The 17,864-nt window shown below is 58.1% G+C and carries 20 protein-coding genes and 2 pseudogenes; 2 read left to right on the top strand and 20 right to left on the bottom strand.

Annotated features, from left to right (window positions below; translation table 11 throughout):
* Positions 1–270: 270 nt before the first annotated feature.
* The 3 genes and pseudogenes from PGX04_RS14180 to PGX04_RS14170 all read right to left on the bottom strand — a co-directional run bounded on the left by PGX04_RS14180 (position 271) and on the right by PGX04_RS14170 (position 1,941).
* Positions 271–927 (bottom strand): annotated as a pseudogene (locus PGX04_RS14180) (ABC transporter ATP-binding protein).
* Positions 928–977: 50 nt separating this feature from the next.
* Positions 978–1,796: an ABC transporter permease gene (locus PGX04_RS14175; RefSeq protein ID WP_273739114.1), complete on the bottom strand. Its 819-nt coding sequence runs from the start codon at positions 1,794–1,796 to the stop codon at positions 978–980.
* Between the two features lie 4 nt (positions 1,797–1,800).
* On the bottom strand, positions 1,801–1,941 hold the full coding sequence (locus PGX04_RS14170; protein WP_273739113.1) for a hypothetical protein: 141 nt from the start codon (positions 1,939–1,941) through the stop codon (positions 1,801–1,803).
* 98 nt (positions 1,942–2,039) lie between these two features.
* Here PGX04_RS14170 and PGX04_RS14165 point away from each other — a divergent pair, with 98 nt between their 5' ends.
* A complete protein-coding gene (locus PGX04_RS14165; RefSeq protein ID WP_273739112.1) occupies positions 2,040–2,360 on the top strand; it encodes a hypothetical protein in 321 nt (106 codons plus the stop codon).
* Here the strand turns inward: PGX04_RS14165 and PGX04_RS14160 are convergent.
* The 13 genes and pseudogenes from PGX04_RS14160 to PGX04_RS14105 form a co-directional block, all read right to left on the bottom strand.
* Positions 2,354–2,728 (bottom strand): EamA family transporter, encoded by a 375-nt coding sequence (locus tag PGX04_RS14160; protein WP_273739111.1) that lies wholly within the window; start codon positions 2,726–2,728, stop codon positions 2,354–2,356. The two genes, PGX04_RS14165 and PGX04_RS14160, sit on opposite strands and share 7 nt — an antisense overlap.
* A 36-nt stretch (positions 2,729–2,764) precedes the next feature.
* Positions 2,765–3,739: an amidohydrolase family protein gene (locus PGX04_RS14155; protein WP_273739110.1), complete on the bottom strand. Its 975-nt coding sequence runs from the start codon at positions 3,737–3,739 to the stop codon at positions 2,765–2,767.
* A 268-nt stretch (positions 3,740–4,007) separates the two neighbouring features.
* Positions 4,008–4,247: a hypothetical protein gene (locus tag PGX04_RS14150; RefSeq protein WP_273739109.1), complete on the bottom strand. Its 240-nt coding sequence runs from the start codon at positions 4,245–4,247 to the stop codon at positions 4,008–4,010.
* Positions 4,248–4,340: 93 nt separating this feature from the next.
* Positions 4,341–4,616, bottom strand: coding sequence for a hypothetical protein (locus PGX04_RS14145; RefSeq protein WP_273739108.1), 276 nt, complete (start codon positions 4,614–4,616; stop codon positions 4,341–4,343).
* 181 nt (positions 4,617–4,797) lie between these two features.
* Entirely contained in the window at positions 4,798–5,367 is a 570-nt protein-coding gene (locus PGX04_RS14140; RefSeq protein ID WP_273739107.1) for a thiamine pyrophosphate-binding protein, read from the bottom strand.
* Positions 5,368–5,422: 55 nt separating this feature from the next.
* Positions 5,423–5,479, bottom strand: a pseudogene (locus tag PGX04_RS34650) (hypothetical protein); the annotation flags it as partial.
* 214 nt (positions 5,480–5,693) lie between these two features.
* Positions 5,694–6,002 carry a Rieske (2Fe-2S) protein gene (locus tag PGX04_RS14135; protein ID WP_273739106.1) on the bottom strand — a complete coding sequence of 103 codons (309 nt, stop codon included), beginning with the start codon at positions 6,000–6,002 and terminating at the stop codon, positions 5,694–5,696.
* Positions 6,003–6,004: 2 nt separating this feature from the next.
* Entirely contained in the window at positions 6,005–7,123 is a 1,119-nt protein-coding gene (locus PGX04_RS14130) for an amidohydrolase family protein (protein WP_273739105.1), read from the bottom strand.
* 88 nt (positions 7,124–7,211) lie between these two features.
* Entirely contained in the window at positions 7,212–8,117 is a 906-nt protein-coding gene (locus PGX04_RS14125) for a DMT family transporter (RefSeq protein ID WP_273739104.1), read from the bottom strand.
* Positions 8,118–8,417: 300 nt separating this feature from the next.
* Entirely contained in the window at positions 8,418–9,176 is a 759-nt protein-coding gene (locus tag PGX04_RS14120; protein ID WP_273739103.1) for an ABC transporter ATP-binding protein, read from the bottom strand.
* Positions 9,177–9,226: 50 nt separating this feature from the next.
* Positions 9,227–9,979, bottom strand: a complete 753-nt coding sequence (locus PGX04_RS14115) for an ABC transporter permease (RefSeq protein ID WP_273739102.1) — start codon at positions 9,977–9,979, stop codon at positions 9,227–9,229.
* Positions 9,980–10,042: 63 nt separating this feature from the next.
* A complete protein-coding gene (locus PGX04_RS14110) occupies positions 10,043–10,876 on the bottom strand; it encodes an ABC transporter substrate-binding protein (protein WP_273739101.1) in 834 nt (277 codons plus the stop codon).
* 235 nt (positions 10,877–11,111) lie between these two features.
* Positions 11,112–11,852 carry an aldehyde dehydrogenase family protein gene (locus tag PGX04_RS14105; RefSeq protein WP_273739100.1) on the bottom strand — a complete coding sequence of 247 codons (741 nt, stop codon included), beginning with the start codon at positions 11,850–11,852 and terminating at the stop codon, positions 11,112–11,114.
* Between the two features lie 230 nt (positions 11,853–12,082).
* Here PGX04_RS14105 and PGX04_RS14100 point away from each other — a divergent pair, with 230 nt between their 5' ends.
* Positions 12,083–13,507, top strand: coding sequence for an MATE family efflux transporter (locus tag PGX04_RS14100; RefSeq protein WP_273739099.1), 1,425 nt, complete (start codon positions 12,083–12,085; stop codon positions 13,505–13,507).
* A gap of 585 nt (positions 13,508–14,092) precedes the next feature.
* On the opposite strand, the gene PGX04_RS14095 is transcribed toward PGX04_RS14100, so the two are convergent.
* From PGX04_RS14095 to PGX04_RS14080, 4 genes are all read right to left on the bottom strand, one after another.
* Positions 14,093–14,734: a cupin domain-containing protein gene (locus PGX04_RS14095; protein WP_273739098.1), complete on the bottom strand. Its 642-nt coding sequence runs from the start codon at positions 14,732–14,734 to the stop codon at positions 14,093–14,095.
* Positions 14,734–15,483 carry a cupin domain-containing protein gene (locus PGX04_RS14090; protein ID WP_273739097.1) on the bottom strand — a complete coding sequence of 250 codons (750 nt, stop codon included), beginning with the start codon at positions 15,481–15,483 and terminating at the stop codon, positions 14,734–14,736. The genes PGX04_RS14095 and PGX04_RS14090 overlap by 1 nt, the downstream gene beginning before the upstream one ends.
* A gap of 207 nt (positions 15,484–15,690) precedes the next feature.
* Positions 15,691–16,296 carry a tripartite tricarboxylate transporter TctB family protein gene (locus PGX04_RS14085; RefSeq protein WP_273739096.1) on the bottom strand — a complete coding sequence of 202 codons (606 nt, stop codon included), beginning with the start codon at positions 16,294–16,296 and terminating at the stop codon, positions 15,691–15,693.
* Positions 16,293–17,792 (bottom strand): tripartite tricarboxylate transporter permease, encoded by a 1,500-nt coding sequence (locus PGX04_RS14080; RefSeq protein ID WP_273739095.1) that lies wholly within the window; start codon positions 17,790–17,792, stop codon positions 16,293–16,295. Before PGX04_RS14080 ends, PGX04_RS14085 begins: the two co-directional genes overlap by 4 nt.
* Positions 17,793–17,864: the final 72 nt, after the last annotated feature.

Genomic DNA, 17,864 nt, shown 5'->3' with positions numbered 1-17,864 from the left:
GGCCGTCGGACATAGTCGGCCAAATACGTGTATAGCGGTGCGGATACTACCGGTTCTCGGCGTATCGACTTCGAATCAGATGGCGTTCGGAATTACGGAATGCCCGAATCGATGCGCAAACGAGTACAGCGGAGCGACGCTCCGCAGGTACGACACGAACGTAGGTCACGGGGGTATGATCCACAATAGCGCACGGACGACGCGACGTCCGTCCGATAACGCCATTCGGCGAACGACGCCATTCGAGGCCGAACTGCCGCGAAAAAGCGTTCAAATCTGGTCGACGATCTCCTTCTGGAACTCCAGGATCTCCGATGAATCGATATCGCGTGGATACAGGAGCGGGTTCTCGATCTCCGCCGCTATTTCCGTGGGGCTCGTCGCTCCCAGAACGACGATTTTGGTCGAGAGGAACGCTGCCTCGGTCGCGTTGTGGGTCACGAAGACGACCGTCTGATCCAGTTCAGTGATGATCTCGAGGAAGCTCTCACGCAGTTCACGGGCGGTAATTTCATCGAGGCTACTGAACGGCTCGTCCATGAGGAAAACGTCGGGTTCGATCGCCAGCTCTCTCGCGATCGAAACCCGCTGTCGCATCCCGCCCGAGAGCGGGAGGGGGTAATCGTTCGCGTTCGAACTGAGTCCGACCATGTCGAGATACTTGTGGACTCGCTCGTCGTGGACCTCTTCCGGAACCCCCTTGGTCTGCAGGATGAGTTCGATGTTCTCTCGAACCGTCTTCCAGTTCAGCAATCTGTCCTCCTAGAAGACGTATCCCATGCTCTCCCACTTCCCGTCGATCGCTCCGCCGTCGTGATCCTCGAGACCGGCGATACAGTTGAGCAGCATCGACTTCCCGGATCCGGAGCGGCCGAGGAGACAGATGAAGTCGCCCTTCTCGACCGTCAGATCGAGGTCCTCGAGCACTCGCTCGTTCCCGTACGACTTGTCCAGTCCCCGGATATCCAGCACTTGGCTCACGCGCCACCACCTCGAATTTCGACCGATGGCCGCCAGGCGAGATAGCGCCGTTCGATCACTTTGAAGCCGCCGTACTCGATGATGAACATCATGCACGTGAACAGCGCGGTCCAGGCGAGCACGCCGGCCATGTTGAACCGGTTGTACTCGATGACCAGCATGTATCCGACGCCGCTCCCGAAGCCGAGGAACTCGACGATCACCGCGATCTTCCATGACAGGCCGAGTCCGTATCGGCCGGCCGAGAGCATATACGGGATCAGTTGCGGCAGAATTACGTGGCGAATTGTCGTCACCCAGCTGAAGTCGAACACCTCGCCCATTTCGACGAGGTCCATATCGACGTCTTTGACCCCCTCCCAGAAGTTCAGCGTGACCAGCGGGAGGACGGCGATGAAGGTCGCGGCGTACGCGGCGACCTCGCTCAACCCGAAGATCATGACGCCGATAATCGCCAGTGCTAGGCCCGGTAACGTCAGCCCGATCAGGATCCCGACGTCGAAAAACCGCTCCCCGAAGTCGGAGAGTCCCATCACCAGTCCGATCGCGATGCTCGCGACCCAGACAAACGCGAACGAGACGAGCACCCACCGAATCGTATGGTACATGTGGTAGAGGAACTCGCCGCCGGTCAGGATCCCCAGCGCCTCGACGCCGACCTCCGTCGGTAGCGGAAGGCTCGTCGTGACGTAGCGGGCGAGCAGCCCCCAGCCGATGAAAAGCATCACCAGAAACAGGACTCTGGGAAACAACTCCCCTGCAGCGATCGATTTCGCCTGATCAATACGGAGCTGGGTTGCGTCTTTCGTTGCCATCGTTCTAGATGTCCGCGACGATATCCGTCGGCGCGTCATCGGGAATCACGCCTTGTTCCTTGGCCAGTTCGATCTGATCAGGGATGTTCTCCTGGGCCTCGTCCGTATCCCAGCCCGGAACGATATCGGGGAGCTTCTCCGCCATGAAATCGATCTGTTCGTCCGTTTCGATACCGATCGGCTCACCGTACTCCTCGAGGACCTCGACGGGCTGGTCGCGGATGTGCGAATGCGCGTCGATCAGTGTCTGTTGGAGGTTCGCCGCCCGTCCGCGAGGCCGGACGGCGCCGGAAGCGACCCGCCCCAGCGCAGGTAGCCGAGGAATCCGGCGGTGGCCGCGACCGTCTTCAGCGAGAGGCCAACCAGAACTGGCGTCCCCTCGGCGAACCCGATCCGCGCGAACGTCGGCTCAATGCCGTAGAAGAACGCGGCGCCGAGCGGAAAAACGAGAGCGACGGCAAACCGTTTTCGAGCGGCAGCCGTCGACCGATCCGGCGCGATCTCTCGAGAAACGATCCCGATTCCGACTACGACGAGGAGGATTCCGAGGAGGTGCTTCAGTGAGCGTCTCCCCGAGTACCACGAAGTGCGATAATCGTCGCGTGAAGCGGTTGTGACGCCTTGATCGCGTCCGACGGGCCCGCACCGATTCGTTCGATGCTCGCGAAATAGAACGCCCGACCTAGCATCGTTCCGACCAGTCCGGCGAGGGCGAACGCGCCGAACGAACGCGTCGTCACTCCGTAAGCGGGGTAATGACGGACGAGCGCCGCGGGAACGAAGAGCGCGACGTTACAGAGGAGCACGACGACGAGGGCGTCGTTCGCTCCGCCTCTCTCCGTCCCGACGCGCAGACACACCGCCGTCGTCGCTGTCAACAGCGTTGCACACACGGCGAGTACGACCCCGAGTAATTCAGGTGTCCGAAGCATAGAGTGGGTCCGACCGCCCGTCGGTCGCGCCCGACCTCACCGCAGGAGCGATCGCAGGTTCCCGGCGAAGACCCGTTCCTCGAGGTCTTCGCTCACGTCCATCGATTCGACGGCTGCGATCTCTTCGCGCAGGAACGCCCGTCCCTCGTCGGGGCCGAACGGATAGTCGGTCGCGAAGACGAGGTTGTCCGTTCCGAAGAACTCGAGCCCGTCCTCCAGGAGGTCCGATGAGCCGCACCGACACGTGTCGGCGTAGAAGTTCGAGAACGACTCCTCCACGGACCCCTCGAGCTCGTTCACCGGGTACGGATAGACGTCCCGGTGTTCGACGAGCATCTCGTAGAAGAGCTCCAGTCGATTGGTGAAATGGGGGACCATCGCGCCCATGTGGTGGGGAATCACTTTCAGATCCGGGAACTGATCCATGACGCCGCTGAAGACGAGCCGCGCCATCGCCAGGCTCGTATCGAACGGCCAGCCGAGAATCTTGTGAAGCATGTATTCGTGATCCCACTCCTGCCACTCGTGGAGTTGCGGATGGAGCCAGATCGGTACTCCTTCCGCCTCGGCCTTCTCGTAGAGCGGGAGACTGCCCTCGGCATCGATCGGGTCACCCTCGAAGTTGGAGAAGAGCTGGACACCCGCCATATCGAGGTCGTCGATGCAGCGTTCGAACTCCGCGACGAACTCCGGACCGATCAGCGGCAGCGTCGCGACCGGGATCAGCCGATCCGGGTATTCGTCAGCGTACGCTTTCACGGCATCGTTGGCCAGTTGCGTCATCTCGATCGCGGTATCGCGATCGATGCCATTCCAGATCGGCGGCCGCGCAAGGGTAATGACTTGCTTGTCGATCCCGTATTCGTCGAGCACGGCGATCCGGTGCTCGGGATCGAAAAACCGAGGTTCATCCGCGATCGCGTGTAATTCCTCGGTCGGATGCGCCTCGCTCATCTCCTCGGAGAAGGACTTCGGCAGTGCATGTGCAAATGCGTCAATTCGTTCAACCATACCCCCACCTCGATCTGTGTGTACTTAAAATTGAATATTCTCCCTCCCTAATGTCGAGTGTTTACTCGCTGCCGGAGTTGATCTGAAACTTAGACAATCGTCTTCGAAATAGTGTTTTTATGATTATATACTATCAAGAACTTCATCGACTACACAGCCGAACATCTCTTGGACCTGTCCGGTCGAAGCGCCCACACGCTGATTCTAATCGCAGACGCAGAGCCGGTAGAATTTATAATATCGCTTCCAGGACATGATTGGCCCCTAGTTACGATGGATCGAGCTTCGCGTGCACGACCGCGGTAGCGGCGGCTTCGAGTTTCTGTCGAGCCGCATCCGTCGTCTCGATCACACAGCTGTAACAGTCGACCACTTGCGACGGCGCGGTCAGATCCGGGTCGACGGTGAACGAACTGTGGGTCAGGTCTTCGCTGACTGCGATTCCGTCAGGATGTTCTTTTTCGACCGCTCGACGAACGGCATTCCAGCCACCGTTATCGTAAACCACCGTGAGCGTCGATGCGTTCTATGTTGACGCTAGCCAAGTACTCACCATCGGGTTAGAGAACGTGTACGAGCTGTCGCCGACGACTGAAATGACTCAGCTATCCGGCGCGGCTAACTTGGCGCCGACCGCTGCACCGCCAGCCCATCCTAACCCGGCGCCGCCGCTGCTGTAGTAACTGCCCAGCTCAGTCAGCGTTACGTGCTCGATCAGAGTATCCCGGTTTGTGACCATGTCTTCTACCACGATCGTCGACGAATCGACGATCTCGTCGAGGGCTGCCGACAGAACGCTCGAGGTCAGTCGACCGTCGTCGCGGTGATCTCGAAGCGTCTGCGTTCGCCGCTCTCGCCAGTTTCGAGCGTGGTCCACCCAGTTCTGTGAGGTGGACGAACAGGCCTGATCAAGTCGTTTAGCGGTGAGAGAGCGTCTCGACCGGCTCGGCCGAGATCGTCCGATTGATCTCGAAGTCCCACTTCTGGAATAATTGCTTGGACGGATCTGGATCGATCTGTACGACGAGTCCGTCGGGTGTGGGATCGTCCGCTGGCAGTCAGAGGACGTCGATTCCCGCGACGATAACGAGGTCAGCCGCAGCCAGCGGCGTACTTGGGTCGAATCCGAGATGAAGATCGTGATCTCGGGGAAACGACAACGTCATCGGTCGGTTCTCAACGACACTGGCACCGGCGCTTTCCGCGAAGGCAACGAGCGTTTCGACGGCCAACTCGGCAGGCGGAGAGCCGAGTCGAGACGTGATGATCAGCGGTCGGTCGGCCTCCGAGATGAGATCTGCAAGCGCCGACACGTCGTGCTCGCTCGGACGAGGGTCAATCGATCGTGGTCCCTCGCGCATCTCGTATTCAGTCGCCTCCAGCGCCTCCCGTGAGGCCGATAAATAGACGGGGCCGGCGGGCGGGGTCTGAGCGCGTTCGACCGCTCGTATGACTGCCGCACCGGAATCGCCCGGGGGATGATACTCGGAGGTCCACCGACAATACTCGCGAACGATACTTGTCTGGTCGAAGACGTCCTGCTTGTAGTGAATGAGGTTGTCCCGACTTCTGGGGAACCCAGCATCGCTCACTGGTGCTTCGCCAGCAATAACTACCACCGGTGCCATACACGTGCGCGTTGTGCATCGCGGCACCGAGGTTCTGCGTTCCGACGTCGACGTGAACGAGCACCGCTTGCGGTTCCCCGGTCACAGCGGTGTATCCGTGTGCGGCGCTCATCGCGACGAGTTCGTGGGACAGACCACGAACGATGGCATGAGATCAGCACCCTCACGTGTGCAGACTTGAGCGGCGGCTTCGAGAAGGGGCGTGTGATCAGTGCCGAAGTTAGCGAAGACGCGTTCGATGCCGTGGGATCGTAGCGATCGAAGCATCGTTTCGGCCGCCGTTGGTTCGTCCTCTGCGTCTCCGCTATCGGAACGATTCGAATCACTCATATTTTAACCCAGATCTCACCGTCTTCGACCTCTACGTCGAACGTTCGCAACTGCTTCTGCTCATCGACCACGAACTCGCCGGTCTCGAGTTTGAACTCCCAATAGTGCCATGGACAGTGTACTGTGCGGTTCTCTTCGTCGACTTCGGCCTCATACATCGGCCCCTCCTTGTGGACGCACGTATTCTGGACGGCGTACAAATCGCCGTCGACGTTGAAGACGGCGATTTCGAGGCCGTCGACCTCGACGCCGATACTGCCGCCCTTCGATACCTCGCCGGCCGCCGCGACCCTGTGACGAGCCATCGTTACAGTCCGAACACCTCTTCGGGCGTCTCTCGAAGAATGCTGGCGCGAAGGTCCTCGTCGATGTGTGGGTTGGTGTACAGCCAGTTGGGGATATCAAACGTATGATGGGGCCAGTCGCTGGAAAACGCGATAGTGTTAGGTGCGTGGCACATATCCAGCAACTCCTTGTGGTGTTTCGCGTTCGGCGGGCCCGTGATCGGCTGGGTCGAGAAGTAGAAGTTCTCGAAGAGGTACTCGCTGGGGAGGTGGTCGAGGTAAATTCGATCCGTATCGAACATTCGTTCGGTGAGCTGAATATCTTCGGGGTGATCTTGGTAGAACTCGTCGAGCCGGTAGGCGACGAACGGGAGCCAGTTCACGCCGCCCTCCTGAACGAGCACGCGGAGATTGGGATACCTGTCGAAGACACCCGTCATAATCAGGTTCCCGACGAACATAATCGCGTGCATCGGCCAGCCGAGTCCCAAGATTTCGGTCCACGTGCGCAGTCCCTGGCCGATCGGGTCGGTTCGCGGCCAGTAGCCGCCGGAGCCGTGCAGCGACAAGGGCATATCGAGTTCACATAACTTCTCGTACACGGGATTGTACTCCGGTGCACCCAGCGGCGTATACGGGCCGAACCACCCGTACGCGCCGACGATGTCGTCCTCGCTGCCGATTCGCTCGAGTTCTTCGATCATCGCTTCCGGATCCCACTGCGGCATCATCGCTTGGGCGCGAATGTCCGGACTAGCATCGACGACGTGATCCAGGACGTAATCGTTGTAGGCCCTGCACACAGCCGTTTTCATGCGTGGATTGTGGGCCGACGGAAGATAGTTGAGGCCGGGCGTCACGATCGGAACGTCAATACCGACCTCTTCCATGGCGTCTCGGATATCCTCTCCGTCGTGGGCTTCTCCCTGCGTCGCGAGTCCGCGGCCTCCGTGATTAGTCGCGTAAGCGGCCGTCCAGTACTGCGTCCCGGGGGGATGATCGAGTCGTTTCAGTTTCTCGACAATTCGTTCGTCATCTACGTACGGAAGCAACTCCTCGATACTAACATTGAGGTGGAAATCAGTGTCAACGATGAACTCGTCTCTCGCCCGCTCTCTAACCGGATCCAGTTCTTGCCCCATACTGAGTGAATCGGTGTCACAGCACATATCATTTTCGTTCTCTCTGGCCGTTAGTACGGCTGCGGATCGAGTCAAACAGTTCGCCCCCTTATACGAAACTAACGACGGTGATCGCTCCAGCGACGACCAGGACCGCTCCCGAGGCGAGTCGAAGCGTAATCCGTTCTAGTTTTGGCAACAGAAAATACGAGAGTAGCATGACAAAGAACGGGCTCATCTGTACCATGGGAACGACGATATTAACGCGGGCCAGTTCGAGCGCTCCGTAATAGAATCCGAGGAAGGTCGTGTTGGCGACACCGGCAGCGACGTACCACCGTATGTTTTCGTCGGAAGAAATCGAGAGCGTCGGTAAAATACCGCGGTATCGGAGGTAGGAGACGAATCCAATCATCGCAACCACGGTTTTAATAGTGAGTCCGACTATCACTGGCGTTCCCTCGGCAAATCCGATTTTCGCCAGCGTCGGTTCGATCCCGTAGAAGAACGACGCGCCCAAGGGGATCAGCAGTCCGATCAAGAGTTCCTTTCGCGAAAGATCCTGTTTCCGGCTGGCCGTTATTTCCCACGAAACGACCGCGATACCGAACATAATGAGGAGAATGCCGACAAAGTGAACCACGGTCAACGACTCCCCGAGAACGAATAGCGCGATGACGGTGGCGTGCAGTGGCTGGGACGCCTTGATCGCGTCGGTGCGACTCGAACCGATCCGTTCGATACTCACGAAGTAAAACACACGACCAAGCATCGTGCCGACCACCCCCGCGAACGCGAAGGCGACGACCGAGGTCGGTGTCAACCCGTACGTCGGATAGTAGAGAACGAGCGAAACCGGTGCGAGGATTACGACGTTACAGATCAACACCACGACGAGAGCGTCGTTAGCACCCCCCTCGTTCGTACCAATTCGAACCAGCAAACTCGTCACTGCGATCATCAACGCCCCGCCTATTCCGAGCACTGCGCCCACTAACTCCAAAGACGAAATCATGCCGTGTATCTGTCCTCGATGTATCGGCTGGTATTGCCACGAGCGGCTATTGTACCGCTACAACCGGGCCGAATTCGACCTTGACCGGCAGTCTCTACTGACTATCCGCGTTGCACTCCCCTCCACCATTCCCGTCCGGACGTCCCTAGCCAACGACGTTGTCCCGTCTTCTGCACCGGCACGGCGGGCCACCAGATTCCGGAATCGAGACTGACTCTTCGAGAACGAGATTTTCCCAGTCCGGTACTCTTCGGGGTATCGTGTGAATTCATCCTCTCACTCGACCACAACACAGATATGCTATATATATGACACTATTTCCTTCTGTAGATCCAGAATCGCCTCGGAATCGATATCTCTGGGGTAGTCGAGCGGGTTTGTCATCTCTTTCGAAAGGTACGAGGGCGCAGTCGAGTCGAGGATGACGATGTCCGTCGAGAGAAACGCGGCCTCGCTCGCGTTGTGGGTGACAAACAGGACTGTCTGATTCAACTCCCAAATCATCTCCAGAAACCGCTCCCGAAGGTTTCGGGCGGTGATCTCGTCGAGAGCGCTGAACGGCTCGTCCAGTAGCAGGATATCGGGTTCGATAGCCAAGGCTCGGACGATGGAAACGCGCTGTTTCATGCCGCCAGACAGTTGCATCGGGTACATCTCCGCGGTGTCCGAGAGCCCGACCAGATCGAGGTAGCGCTCGATCCGTTCCTGGCGTTCCGATTCAGGAACACCCTTGCTCTCGAGCACCAATCGGATATTCTCCTCGACCGTGAGCCAGTCCAGTAATCGATCCTCTTGGAACACGTATCCGATCGAGTCTCTGTCGACCTTGATCGTACCAGTGTCGGGCGACGTCAACCCTGCTACACATTTCAATAGCGTCGATTTTCCGCAACCGGATTGACCGAGCAGACAGACGAAGTCCCCCTGCTGAATCGTTAGATCGATGTCCTCAAGCACTTCTTCGACCGAACCGTCGCTGTTAGTATACGACTTCGAGAGGTTTTCGATCTCTAGGACCGTTTCCAGTTCGTCCTCATCGGAGTGTGTCGTGTCGCTCATCGTTTCGGGTTCATTCTCCTCGTTACTGGAATTGGAATCCCGTGAACGGCTCATTGTTGTGCCTCCGCCGATCGAACGCCGACTTCGGGGCGCCATCCGAGTAAGTGGCTCTCGAGCGTCTTGAACCCGCCGTACTCGATCACCAGCATGAGGACCGTGAACAGCGCCGTCCAAGCGAGCACGCCGGCCATGTTGAAGTTATTGTAGTCGTTCAGAATCATGTATCCGATCCCGCTACCGAACCCGAGGAACTCGACGATCACGACGACCTTCCAACACAGACTCAGTCCGAACCGTCCGGCAGAGAGCATGTATGGGTACAACTGGGGCAGGATCACGCGACGGAGCGTGGTGTATCTGTCGAAATCAAACACTTCGCCCATCTCGATCAGATCCATATCGATGTCCTTGACGCCCTCCCAGAAGTTGATCGTAATCATCGGCAGGACGATGACGAAGACGGCAAAGTATGCGCCCACCTCGCTGAGTCCGAAGATCATCACCGAGATGATCGCCCACGCCAGTCCCGGGACCGTCAGCCCGATAACGACGCCGGCGTCGAAGAACTTCTCGGCCCGTGCGGACAGCCCCATCGCGACGCCGAGCGCGATGCTCACGGCCCACGCGGCGAAGAACGGAATCGTTACCCGTCGTACCGTGTCGATCGTGTGTTCGATAAACTCGCCTGTACTTACGAGCGTATACGCCTCTTGGCCGACTGGGTGTGGCGGCGGGAGGAGTCCCTCCGTAAGGAACTCTGCGACGAGGTGCCAGACGATCAGGAACGAGACAACGAATAGCACCCGATAGCCGACATTAATAAACAACTGCTTCGATCGTGAATTGGTATTGGTTATCGACATTATTTAGACTGTCACCGTGACATCGGATGGAGTATCACCTTCGAGGTGACCGAGATCTTTGAGTTCCTCGATCTGGTCTTGGACCTGCTGGCGATCCTCTTCTTCCCACGTCCCCGGATAGATGTCCGACGTGCGTTCGGCGGCCAGTTCGTAGTGTTCGTCTGTTTCGTAGTTCGCTGTATCAGTGTAGTTGCTCTCCAGGTACGACACGGGATCTTCGGCCATCATCTCCGATGCTTCGACGAAGATGTCCACCACCGCGCTCGCGCGCTCCTCGTTTTCCTCAAGCCAGTCATTGGACGCCGCCAAGTTTTGGAAGTGCAAGTTGCCCCCGTAAATCTCTCGGAACGGCTCCGCCAAGCGCTCGATTTCCCGTCCATCACCGTCCGCGAGCGTCGGAATAAGGAGGGGCGGGAAAATCACGTACGCGTCGACGTCGCCGCGCTGGAAGTACGAGTGGATCGTTTGAGTACCCGCCTGCTCGACGTCGTACGCCTCCTCGAACTCGATATCCATGTGGGAAAGTCGGAGCGTGGTGTCGTAGTACGAGGCCGTCGGCTCCGGAAGCGTCGCGACCGTTTCCCCGCGCAGGTCCTCCCAACTCTCGTACGACGAGTCGGATTTTACGACCAGTGAAGTGTGGTTGGCGAGCCACGGCCCGAACAATTGCATGTTGTTCCCCTGTCGGTTTGCTGCTGCCGCTTGAGTGGGCGCGGCGTGTCCGATGTCGATAGCGCCGTTGACGACGAGTTGGTTCACTTTGGACGGCCCCGCTCGCGTTACCTCGAAGTTGAGATCGTGTTCCTCGTCGAGGCTTTCACCGATGATGAGATCCATGAGTACACCCGTAGATCCGGACGACGCCGCACCGATTGCGATACTATCTCCGGAACTTTGGCCGGTACAACCGGCAATACTCGTGGCAATACCTGCACCTGCTAGTTGGACGAACGAACGTCTTCGCATTGTGTTATCAAATGCCACCCCATTTATTATTAATGTACTGGTTTATTTAGGGCATATAAGCATTGGACTTATTCGACGGGTTATTTAACGTTCTTAACCTGCTCTGTCACTCATCATTGCCGCCGTAGTTCATGATAACATTTTCCAGTTCCGTGAAATGGGATACGGCTTGCGTTCCGTTGACCCGGCCCAGGCCACTCTCCTTGTATCCGCCGAACGGGGCTTGGTTGAACACGACGGGGAACTCGTTGACGGCAACGGTGCCCGCTTCCAGTTCATCTGCGAGACAATGAGCGCATCCTAGGTCACGCGTCCAAACGATAGCGTAGAGCCCGTATCTCGAGTCGTTCACGCGACGGATCGCCTCCGTTTCGGAGTCAAACTCGTACACTGTCAGGGCCGGACCGAATACTTCGTTACAGGAAATCGGCGCGTCGTCGTCAACGCTGTCGATCACCGTCGGCGCGTAGAAGTTCCTGTCCCGTTCGAGCGGTTCACCACTGGTAGGCAACTGCCCGCCGTTCTCTAGTGCTCGATCCACGTGTTCGGCGACATTGTCACGCGCTTCCGGGGTGATTAGCGGACCGGGATCAGGGTCGTTCATTCCGGCATCGCACGTCAGCTGCTCAGTTCGTTCGACGAGGAGTTCGACGAACTCATCGTAGATGCGCTCGTGGACGTAGATTCGGGTTCCGGCGAAGCAGATCTGGCCGACGTTCCAGAATGCCTTCGTCGTATCAGTTGCCGCTCGCTCCAGATCAGCGTCCGGGAAGATAACGCTCGGACTCTTCCCGCCTAACTCGACATCAGCCAGAATTGGGCGTACGATCTCACCACAGGCGGGCACATCGCGATCCGGATATCGTGTTACCGACCTACGACGTCTCCGTCGAAGATGGCGGGATCTACGTCGAACTTTGAACGGAGCAAACGGTCGGATGATCGCAGAAGCAACCAGTAATCGGATACCAATTGATTTCACTGGACCCTGTCGATTCGTTTCGATCGCGGTATCGTAGTCGATACCGTTCTATAGAAAATAGCTTATTCTAGCTTCCTGTATCCAAATCTGCCACGATGTTCAACCCAGTCCGCTACTGTTTCCAGCTAGTAGCCACCCAGTTGTCCGATATCGGTGTCATCGACTCGGAGCGAGGGACCAAGATTTCGGATCTGGCGTGGCCGCGGTTCCTGACGATGTTCGCCCGGAATCTCCACAGGACCGTCGACGTCGCGATGGTCGGTCTGAGTATCGGCCCGGCCGCGATCGCCGGGCTGGCGTTCGCGAACATCTACTGGGGACTTGCGAACAGCTTTTCGCTGGGTGTGGCGGGCGGAACGATCGGCCAGGTCTCGCAGCGGTTCGGAGCCGGGCAGTACCGACGTCTCGACCTGGCGGTCAAACAGAGCGTCTGGGTCGGAATCCTCCTGGCACTGCCCTTTATTCTGGGCTACGTCCTGTTTTCGGAGCGACTCATCGGACTAATCGGCGACGGTCCGGCGTCGATCGGCTTCGGTGGCGCCTATCTGCAAATCCTCGCCTTCGGACTCCTGTTCAACGTCTTCAATCTGGTCTCCAGCCGAACGCTGGCCGGGACGGACGACACGTGGATCGCGATGTCGATCCGCGCAAGCGGGGCGTTTGCGAACATCGTCTTCAACACGGTGTTCATCTTCGCGTTCGGAATGGGCGTCGAGGGCGCGGCGCTGGGAACCGTGCTCGCGGAAGGGCTCATTACGTGTTGCTTCCTGTGGGGATTCGTCACCGGCGGCGTTCCGATTATCGGCGAGTTCCCGGTTACCCTGACCGTCAGCGGACCGTACTTCGACGCCGAACTCACGCGACAGCTCCTGACGATCTCGCCGCCAATAATGGCACAGAAGTTCGCGCGATCGTTCGCTCGCTTTCCGCTGTTCGCGATCCTCGTGCTGTTCGGTCCGACGATCGTGGCCGCGTTCGAAGTCGCCCGTCGCGTGCGGAGCTTGCTTCAATCGACCGGAAACGGATTTTCAATGGCTGCGAGCGGCCTCGTCGGGCAGGAGCTGGGGAAAGGCCACGAAACAGGGGCCGATCAGTACGCGGGTGACATCATCCGGTTCTCCGCTGCCATATACGTCGCGGCCGCAGTTCTGGTGTTCGCGTTCGCCCGCCCGCTGGCTCACTTCTTCGCCGACGATCCGACTGTCGTTTCCGACACGATCCCCTTTATCCGGATCGCAGCGATCAGTTTCGTTGCCCTGGGGATGGATTACACCTTCATGGGGGTCCTCAAAGCCGCCGGCGACAATCAGTGGTCGATGTACGGCAGACTCATCGGCCAATACGGCATGCTGATCCCGATCACATATCTCGGGATAGTTACGTCGCTCGGGTCCGTAGCCGTGTTCATTGCCATGATCGCTGAAACGCTGTCCGCGGCGTTGATCACCGGACACAGGGTCTTCTCCGGCAAGTGGAAGATCGTAAGCCGCACCCACCGGCCGGACGCTGCAGACGACTGATCTGGAATCAAATCGGTACGCTCTCGAGCCGAGTCGACGGGATCTCCGGTCTCCTCGGCGGAAGTCGCTTTTACCGTCGGATTCCCGTTGTAAAAGTGATCGGTACGGTATGAACTCAGCTTGAAGAGATAAAAAAGCCAGAGGGTCCAAACGCCAGAACAGCTAGTTCTCCGACGATACCGCTCGCGTACCGATCCAGTCATGCAGCCGATCGACCGACGTTCCGAGACCTAATCCTGCGACGAACGAGAGGAAGCTCGGAATAAGTATCCACAGGAGGTCTGGATGGCTGTTCCCGGTGTGCAGCAATGTATCATACATGCAGGTTTCAGGTTATTTCCGAGCCTATTCAAAGTACCGGTGAGGCCACCAGGTTTGAGGTCAGTGGCCGCCGGTTTTGCACCGATAGGTTCGACTCGGATGGACGGGACTCTCGACAGCATGGAAAACAGGGATCAGTACGGAACAATCAGTCCGCCGATAATCGGCTAGAATCCGTCGAATTATACTATTGTTGTCGCGATTATCCGCTCGAGGCCGGTGACGGAGACTTCGGCCACGAAACGGCGCCGTTGACCGTGGGAATTACTCGTCGGCGGTAGGGTACTCCGGAGCCGATTCGAACTGTTCGAGGTCTTCGAACCCGAACCCAAGGTTAGTATACGCCCGCGCCTGCGCCGAGATGAAGCGAGCCGGCTCCGTCTCGGAGGTGTTGTGGTGCTGGTGAATCGCGTTAACAGGAATGTAGATCGCATCCCCAGCCTCCCACTCGTATTTCGTCGGTTCTTCGTCGAAGGTCCAGTCGGGTTCCTGTCTATCGGGTTCGTCTCCGTCGCGCACCTCGAGTTGGGCGTCCCAGTGGAGATCGTACCCCTCGCCCTCGAGGACGATGACGATCTCCTCGCTCCGGTGGCGGTGTTTTCCCGACTCGCTTTCGGGCGGGATCAGCTGCTGATAGAGGTCCGCACCCATCCCTGGGAAGTCGTGTTCCTCGGCGATGTCCTCGTTGAGCATGTGCTTGAGCAGCCCCTGCTGTGAGAGTTCCCACGGCATGTCCTCGGGTTTGAGCACCTTGTTGAGCGGGCCGTCCCCGTGGGCGGAAAGCGGATTGTTCTGCGACCGCTCGAGGAATTCCTGGTAGTAACTAGCCTGCCGGTCGCCGCGCACCCATCGTTCCCCCTCCTCGTGGACGTCTCGGATCTCCTCGTCTTCGAGCGGGTCCGTCATCAGTGCTCACCCCCTTCGTGACTGTGATCGTGGGAGTACTCGTGGTGGTGGCTGTGGGGGTGGTCGTGGTCCACTTCCGGCGCGAGGTCGGCGACCTTCTCGAGGGCCTTCCGGTGGGCCGGTTCGAGATCGATCTCGGTCGCCGTTCCGAACTCGTCGGGCTCGTAGTCCTCCCAGCCGTCGATAGGTTCGTCAGGATACGGCGTGATGTACTCCTGATCGATCAGGTGGAGGAACAGGTACATCGGCTTTGCTTTGATGATCAAGACGCGTGCGGGATTGTCCGGATCGGCGCTAAAGTGTTTGTGTGCACAGCCGCCGTGGATCAGCGCGAGATCGCCCGGCTCCCACGCGTACCGTTTCCCGTCGTGGATCTCGTATCCCGTCCCGTTGAGGATGTACATGAGGGCCTCGTTCTGGTGGACGTGCATCTGGGACTCGCCTTCGGGAGCGAGCTCGAGGATGTGAACCTGCAGCGAGTCCGTCTTATCGAACACGTGTTCGCCGCCTCTCGTCGATCCGAAGACGTCCTTGTTCCAGACCTGTCCGCCGCCCTTCTCCTGCCACTCGGTGTCTTCCCAGCTGACGACGCGGTTTTCGTCGCGGAGTTCCCCCCGCTTGTCCTTCATACTGTAATAGTTGCTCGAGATCTCGTTGACGAAGATCCGCGCCGTTTCGTACTCCACTTCGACCTCGGGATCGGTATCGTACTCTTCGGACTCCTCGTCCTCGTCTCTCATCCGTTCCATGGGACCATGATATCAACCGACAGGCTTAGTTCTACCGATCAAATCCGTCAATGGAGCGTCGAAATAAGCGCGAGGGTAGCGGATCAAATCGGCGGCGAGGGCGACCGCAGCGCTCACGGTGTTCCAATTGCGGTGTTCGAGTCGCGACGTTCGAGGGTTCATACGAACGGCCCCGCCGCATCCGGATGCGATGCCGAATTCGCTCCCTCAAGAGGGAAACCGAATGTTGAGAACGACCACGAAGAGCACGTATATTGCAGCGGTCGTCAGTGCGGAGATTATCGCGGCTTTGGTCGTGTCCCTGAGGAAGTACAACAGAAACGCGAACAGATAGATTGGGATCGTGAGGATGAACCCGACGAAGTTCAGCAGCAGCGGGAGCGCGATCACCCATCCGATCATCAGGAGTTCGTACTTCTGTCGCTCGTACCGCGAGCGATCGCCCCGATCCGTGTCGATTTCGAACGCGGGATCCTCGTCCGAGAGATCCGGCGTTACGGACTCGATCAGACCGGGAAAGAGCGCCTTTCCGAGCTGGACGATCAGTAATCCCATGAGGATCAGCCCGGCCATACAGGGAAACAGCCGATCCTCAAAACTCCAGCCCCGCGTTTGAAGCAACAACCACGCGATCCACACGAGGACGCCGCCGTAAAACGCGGCCTCGAACCATTTCGCGTCGACGGGGAACAGACTCCGCTCCTCGCTCGTTTCCGCGCTGTCGCTCGATTCGGATCCGAGCAGTTCCTTTTCCTGGGATTTCGGGACCTCTCCGGCCGATTCTATGGACGTATCTTTCGGTTCGCTTGTCATGCTATCACCCGGTTTCGTACGAACACGCGAATGTATGGCAAGAACAAGCTAATACCGATGAGAGCAATGAATATGAGGGAAGTATAGGAATCGAAGAAGATGCCGTACTCGCTCCCCGATATCTGGAGCGCTCGAAAGAAATTGTCCTCGACGATCGGACCCAGCACCATCGCCAGGATCATCGGAACGCGAGAGATATCCAGTTTGATCATCACATATCCCAGGAGTCCGAACAGCAGCGTCACCCAGATCTGGAAGACGACATTGTTCATCGCGTACGTTCCGAAAAACGAAACAATGAGTATGACCGGTGCGAGGATTCGCGGATCCAGTCTCGTGACGACCGCTAGCTTATCGGACAAGAGAATCCCGATCGTACTGGTCAGGACGTTCGATATCAGAAGCGCTGCCACAATGATCGTGACGATATCGAAGTTCTCTTCAATGAGCATCGGCCCCGGAGTGATCCCGTGGAGGATAAACGCGCCGAGCAAGACGGCCATACTCGCGCTCCCCGGGATGCCTAACCCGAGCGTCGGAAGCAAACCGGTTCCGTCCTTCGCGTCGTTGCTCGCTTCGCTCGCAATAACGCCGCGTACGTCACCGGTTCCGAATTTCTCCGAGTCCGGTTCGGTTTGCATCGCCTGAAAGTACGCGACATAATTCGCTGCTGCTCCCCCCACGCCGGGAATGATGCCGATAATTCCGCCGACGATCGACGATCTGATAAAGAGGAACTTGTTCGCGAAGACGTCCTTGAACCCCTGGAGTTTGCCGCTGGTGGCGTCGGCGTTTCCCCTCGAGGCGTTTTCCCCTTCGGAGACGAGTTTGATCATCTCGGCGACCGCGAACAGCCCGATGAGTGCGGGAATGAGCTGGATTCCGTCCAGCATTTCCACGGCTCCGTACGTCCATCGTTCGTTCGCGGTGATGGCATTCAATCCGTGAATGGCGAAAATCAGCCCGAGGCTCGCGGATATGAGGCCGCTCGTCATATCCCCTTTAATGATGATCGCGATGACTGTCAGTCCCCACATCCCGAGCCAGAAGATCTCCGGCGGTCCGAACAGAACAATGATCTCCCGGAGGATCGGGAGGCTGAGGACGAAGATCAGTAATCCGAAGATTGCACCGGCCGCACTGGAAACGGCGCTGGCCGTGATCGCTCTCCCTCCCTCACCGTTTCTGGTCATCGGGTAGCCGTCCAGCAGGGTAGCGGCGTTCGGTGCGGATCCGGGCGTATTGATCAGTATCGCTGAAACGCTCCCGCCGAAGTTAGTCCCGCCGAGGGCGGCCGCTAAAACCATGAACGCGACCACCGGTTCGAACGTGTACGTGAGCGGGATTAACAGTGCAAGCGTTATCGTCCCACCCATTCCGGGGAGCATTCCCATAAACATCCCCAGTATTACTGCTGCCAATATAAGTAAAAAGTTATACGGGTTCGATACCGTATTTATGGCGATGTCGATCGCCTCCATCTGGGCTACTGCCATACGGTAACAATGATGAATACTCCATATAAATCTTCCCCATATATTTAGGGTATCAATTTAACATCGTTTCGG

It is taken from the genome of Natrinema soli, from assembly GCF_028618695.1.
This window is presented reverse-complemented; position numbering and strand designations above follow the sequence as displayed.

Bases quoted from the DNA above. Each gene is read 5' to 3' on its own strand.
- PGX04_RS14175 (WP_273739114.1), bottom strand. From the start codon at position 1,796: ATGGCAACGAAAGACGCAACCCAGCTCCGTATTGATCAGGCGAAATCG.
- PGX04_RS14170 (WP_273739113.1), bottom strand. From the start codon at position 1,941: ATGGCGGAGAAGCTCCCCGATATCGTTCCGGGCTGGGATACGGACGAG.
- PGX04_RS14160 (WP_273739111.1), bottom strand. From the start codon at position 2,728: ATGCTTCGGACACCTGAATTACTCGGGGTCGTACTCGCCGTGTGTGCA.
- PGX04_RS14155 (WP_273739110.1), bottom strand. From the start codon at position 3,739: ATGGTTGAACGAATTGACGCATTTGCACATGCACTGCCGAAGTCCTTC.
- PGX04_RS14140 (WP_273739107.1), bottom strand. From the start codon at position 5,367: ATGGCACCGGTGGTAGTTATTGCTGGCGAAGCACCAGTGAGCGATGCT.
- PGX04_RS14135 (WP_273739106.1), bottom strand. From the start codon at position 6,002: ATGGCTCGTCACAGGGTCGCGGCGGCCGGCGAGGTATCGAAGGGCGGC.
- PGX04_RS14130 (WP_273739105.1), bottom strand. From the start codon at position 7,123: ATGGGGCAAGAACTGGATCCGGTTAGAGAGCGGGCGAGAGACGAGTTC.
- PGX04_RS14125 (WP_273739104.1), bottom strand. From the start codon at position 8,117: ATGATTTCGTCTTTGGAGTTAGTGGGCGCAGTGCTCGGAATAGGCGGG.
- PGX04_RS14120 (WP_273739103.1), bottom strand. From the start codon at position 9,176: ATGAGCGACACGACACACTCCGATGAGGACGAACTGGAAACGGTCCTA.
- PGX04_RS14110 (WP_273739101.1), bottom strand. From the start codon at position 10,876: ATGGATCTCATCATCGGTGAAAGCCTCGACGAGGAACACGATCTCAAC.
- PGX04_RS14100 (WP_273739099.1), top strand. From the start codon at position 12,083: ATGTTCAACCCAGTCCGCTACTGTTTCCAGCTAGTAGCCACCCAGTTG.
- PGX04_RS14095 (WP_273739098.1), bottom strand. From the start codon at position 14,734: ATGACGGACCCGCTCGAAGACGAGGAGATCCGAGACGTCCACGAGGAG.
- PGX04_RS14090 (WP_273739097.1), bottom strand. From the start codon at position 15,483: ATGGAACGGATGAGAGACGAGGACGAGGAGTCCGAAGAGTACGATACC.
- PGX04_RS14085 (WP_273739096.1), bottom strand. From the start codon at position 16,296: ATGACAAGCGAACCGAAAGATACGTCCATAGAATCGGCCGGAGAGGTC.
- PGX04_RS14080 (WP_273739095.1), bottom strand. From the start codon at position 17,792: ATGGCAGTAGCCCAGATGGAGGCGATCGACATCGCCATAAATACGGTA.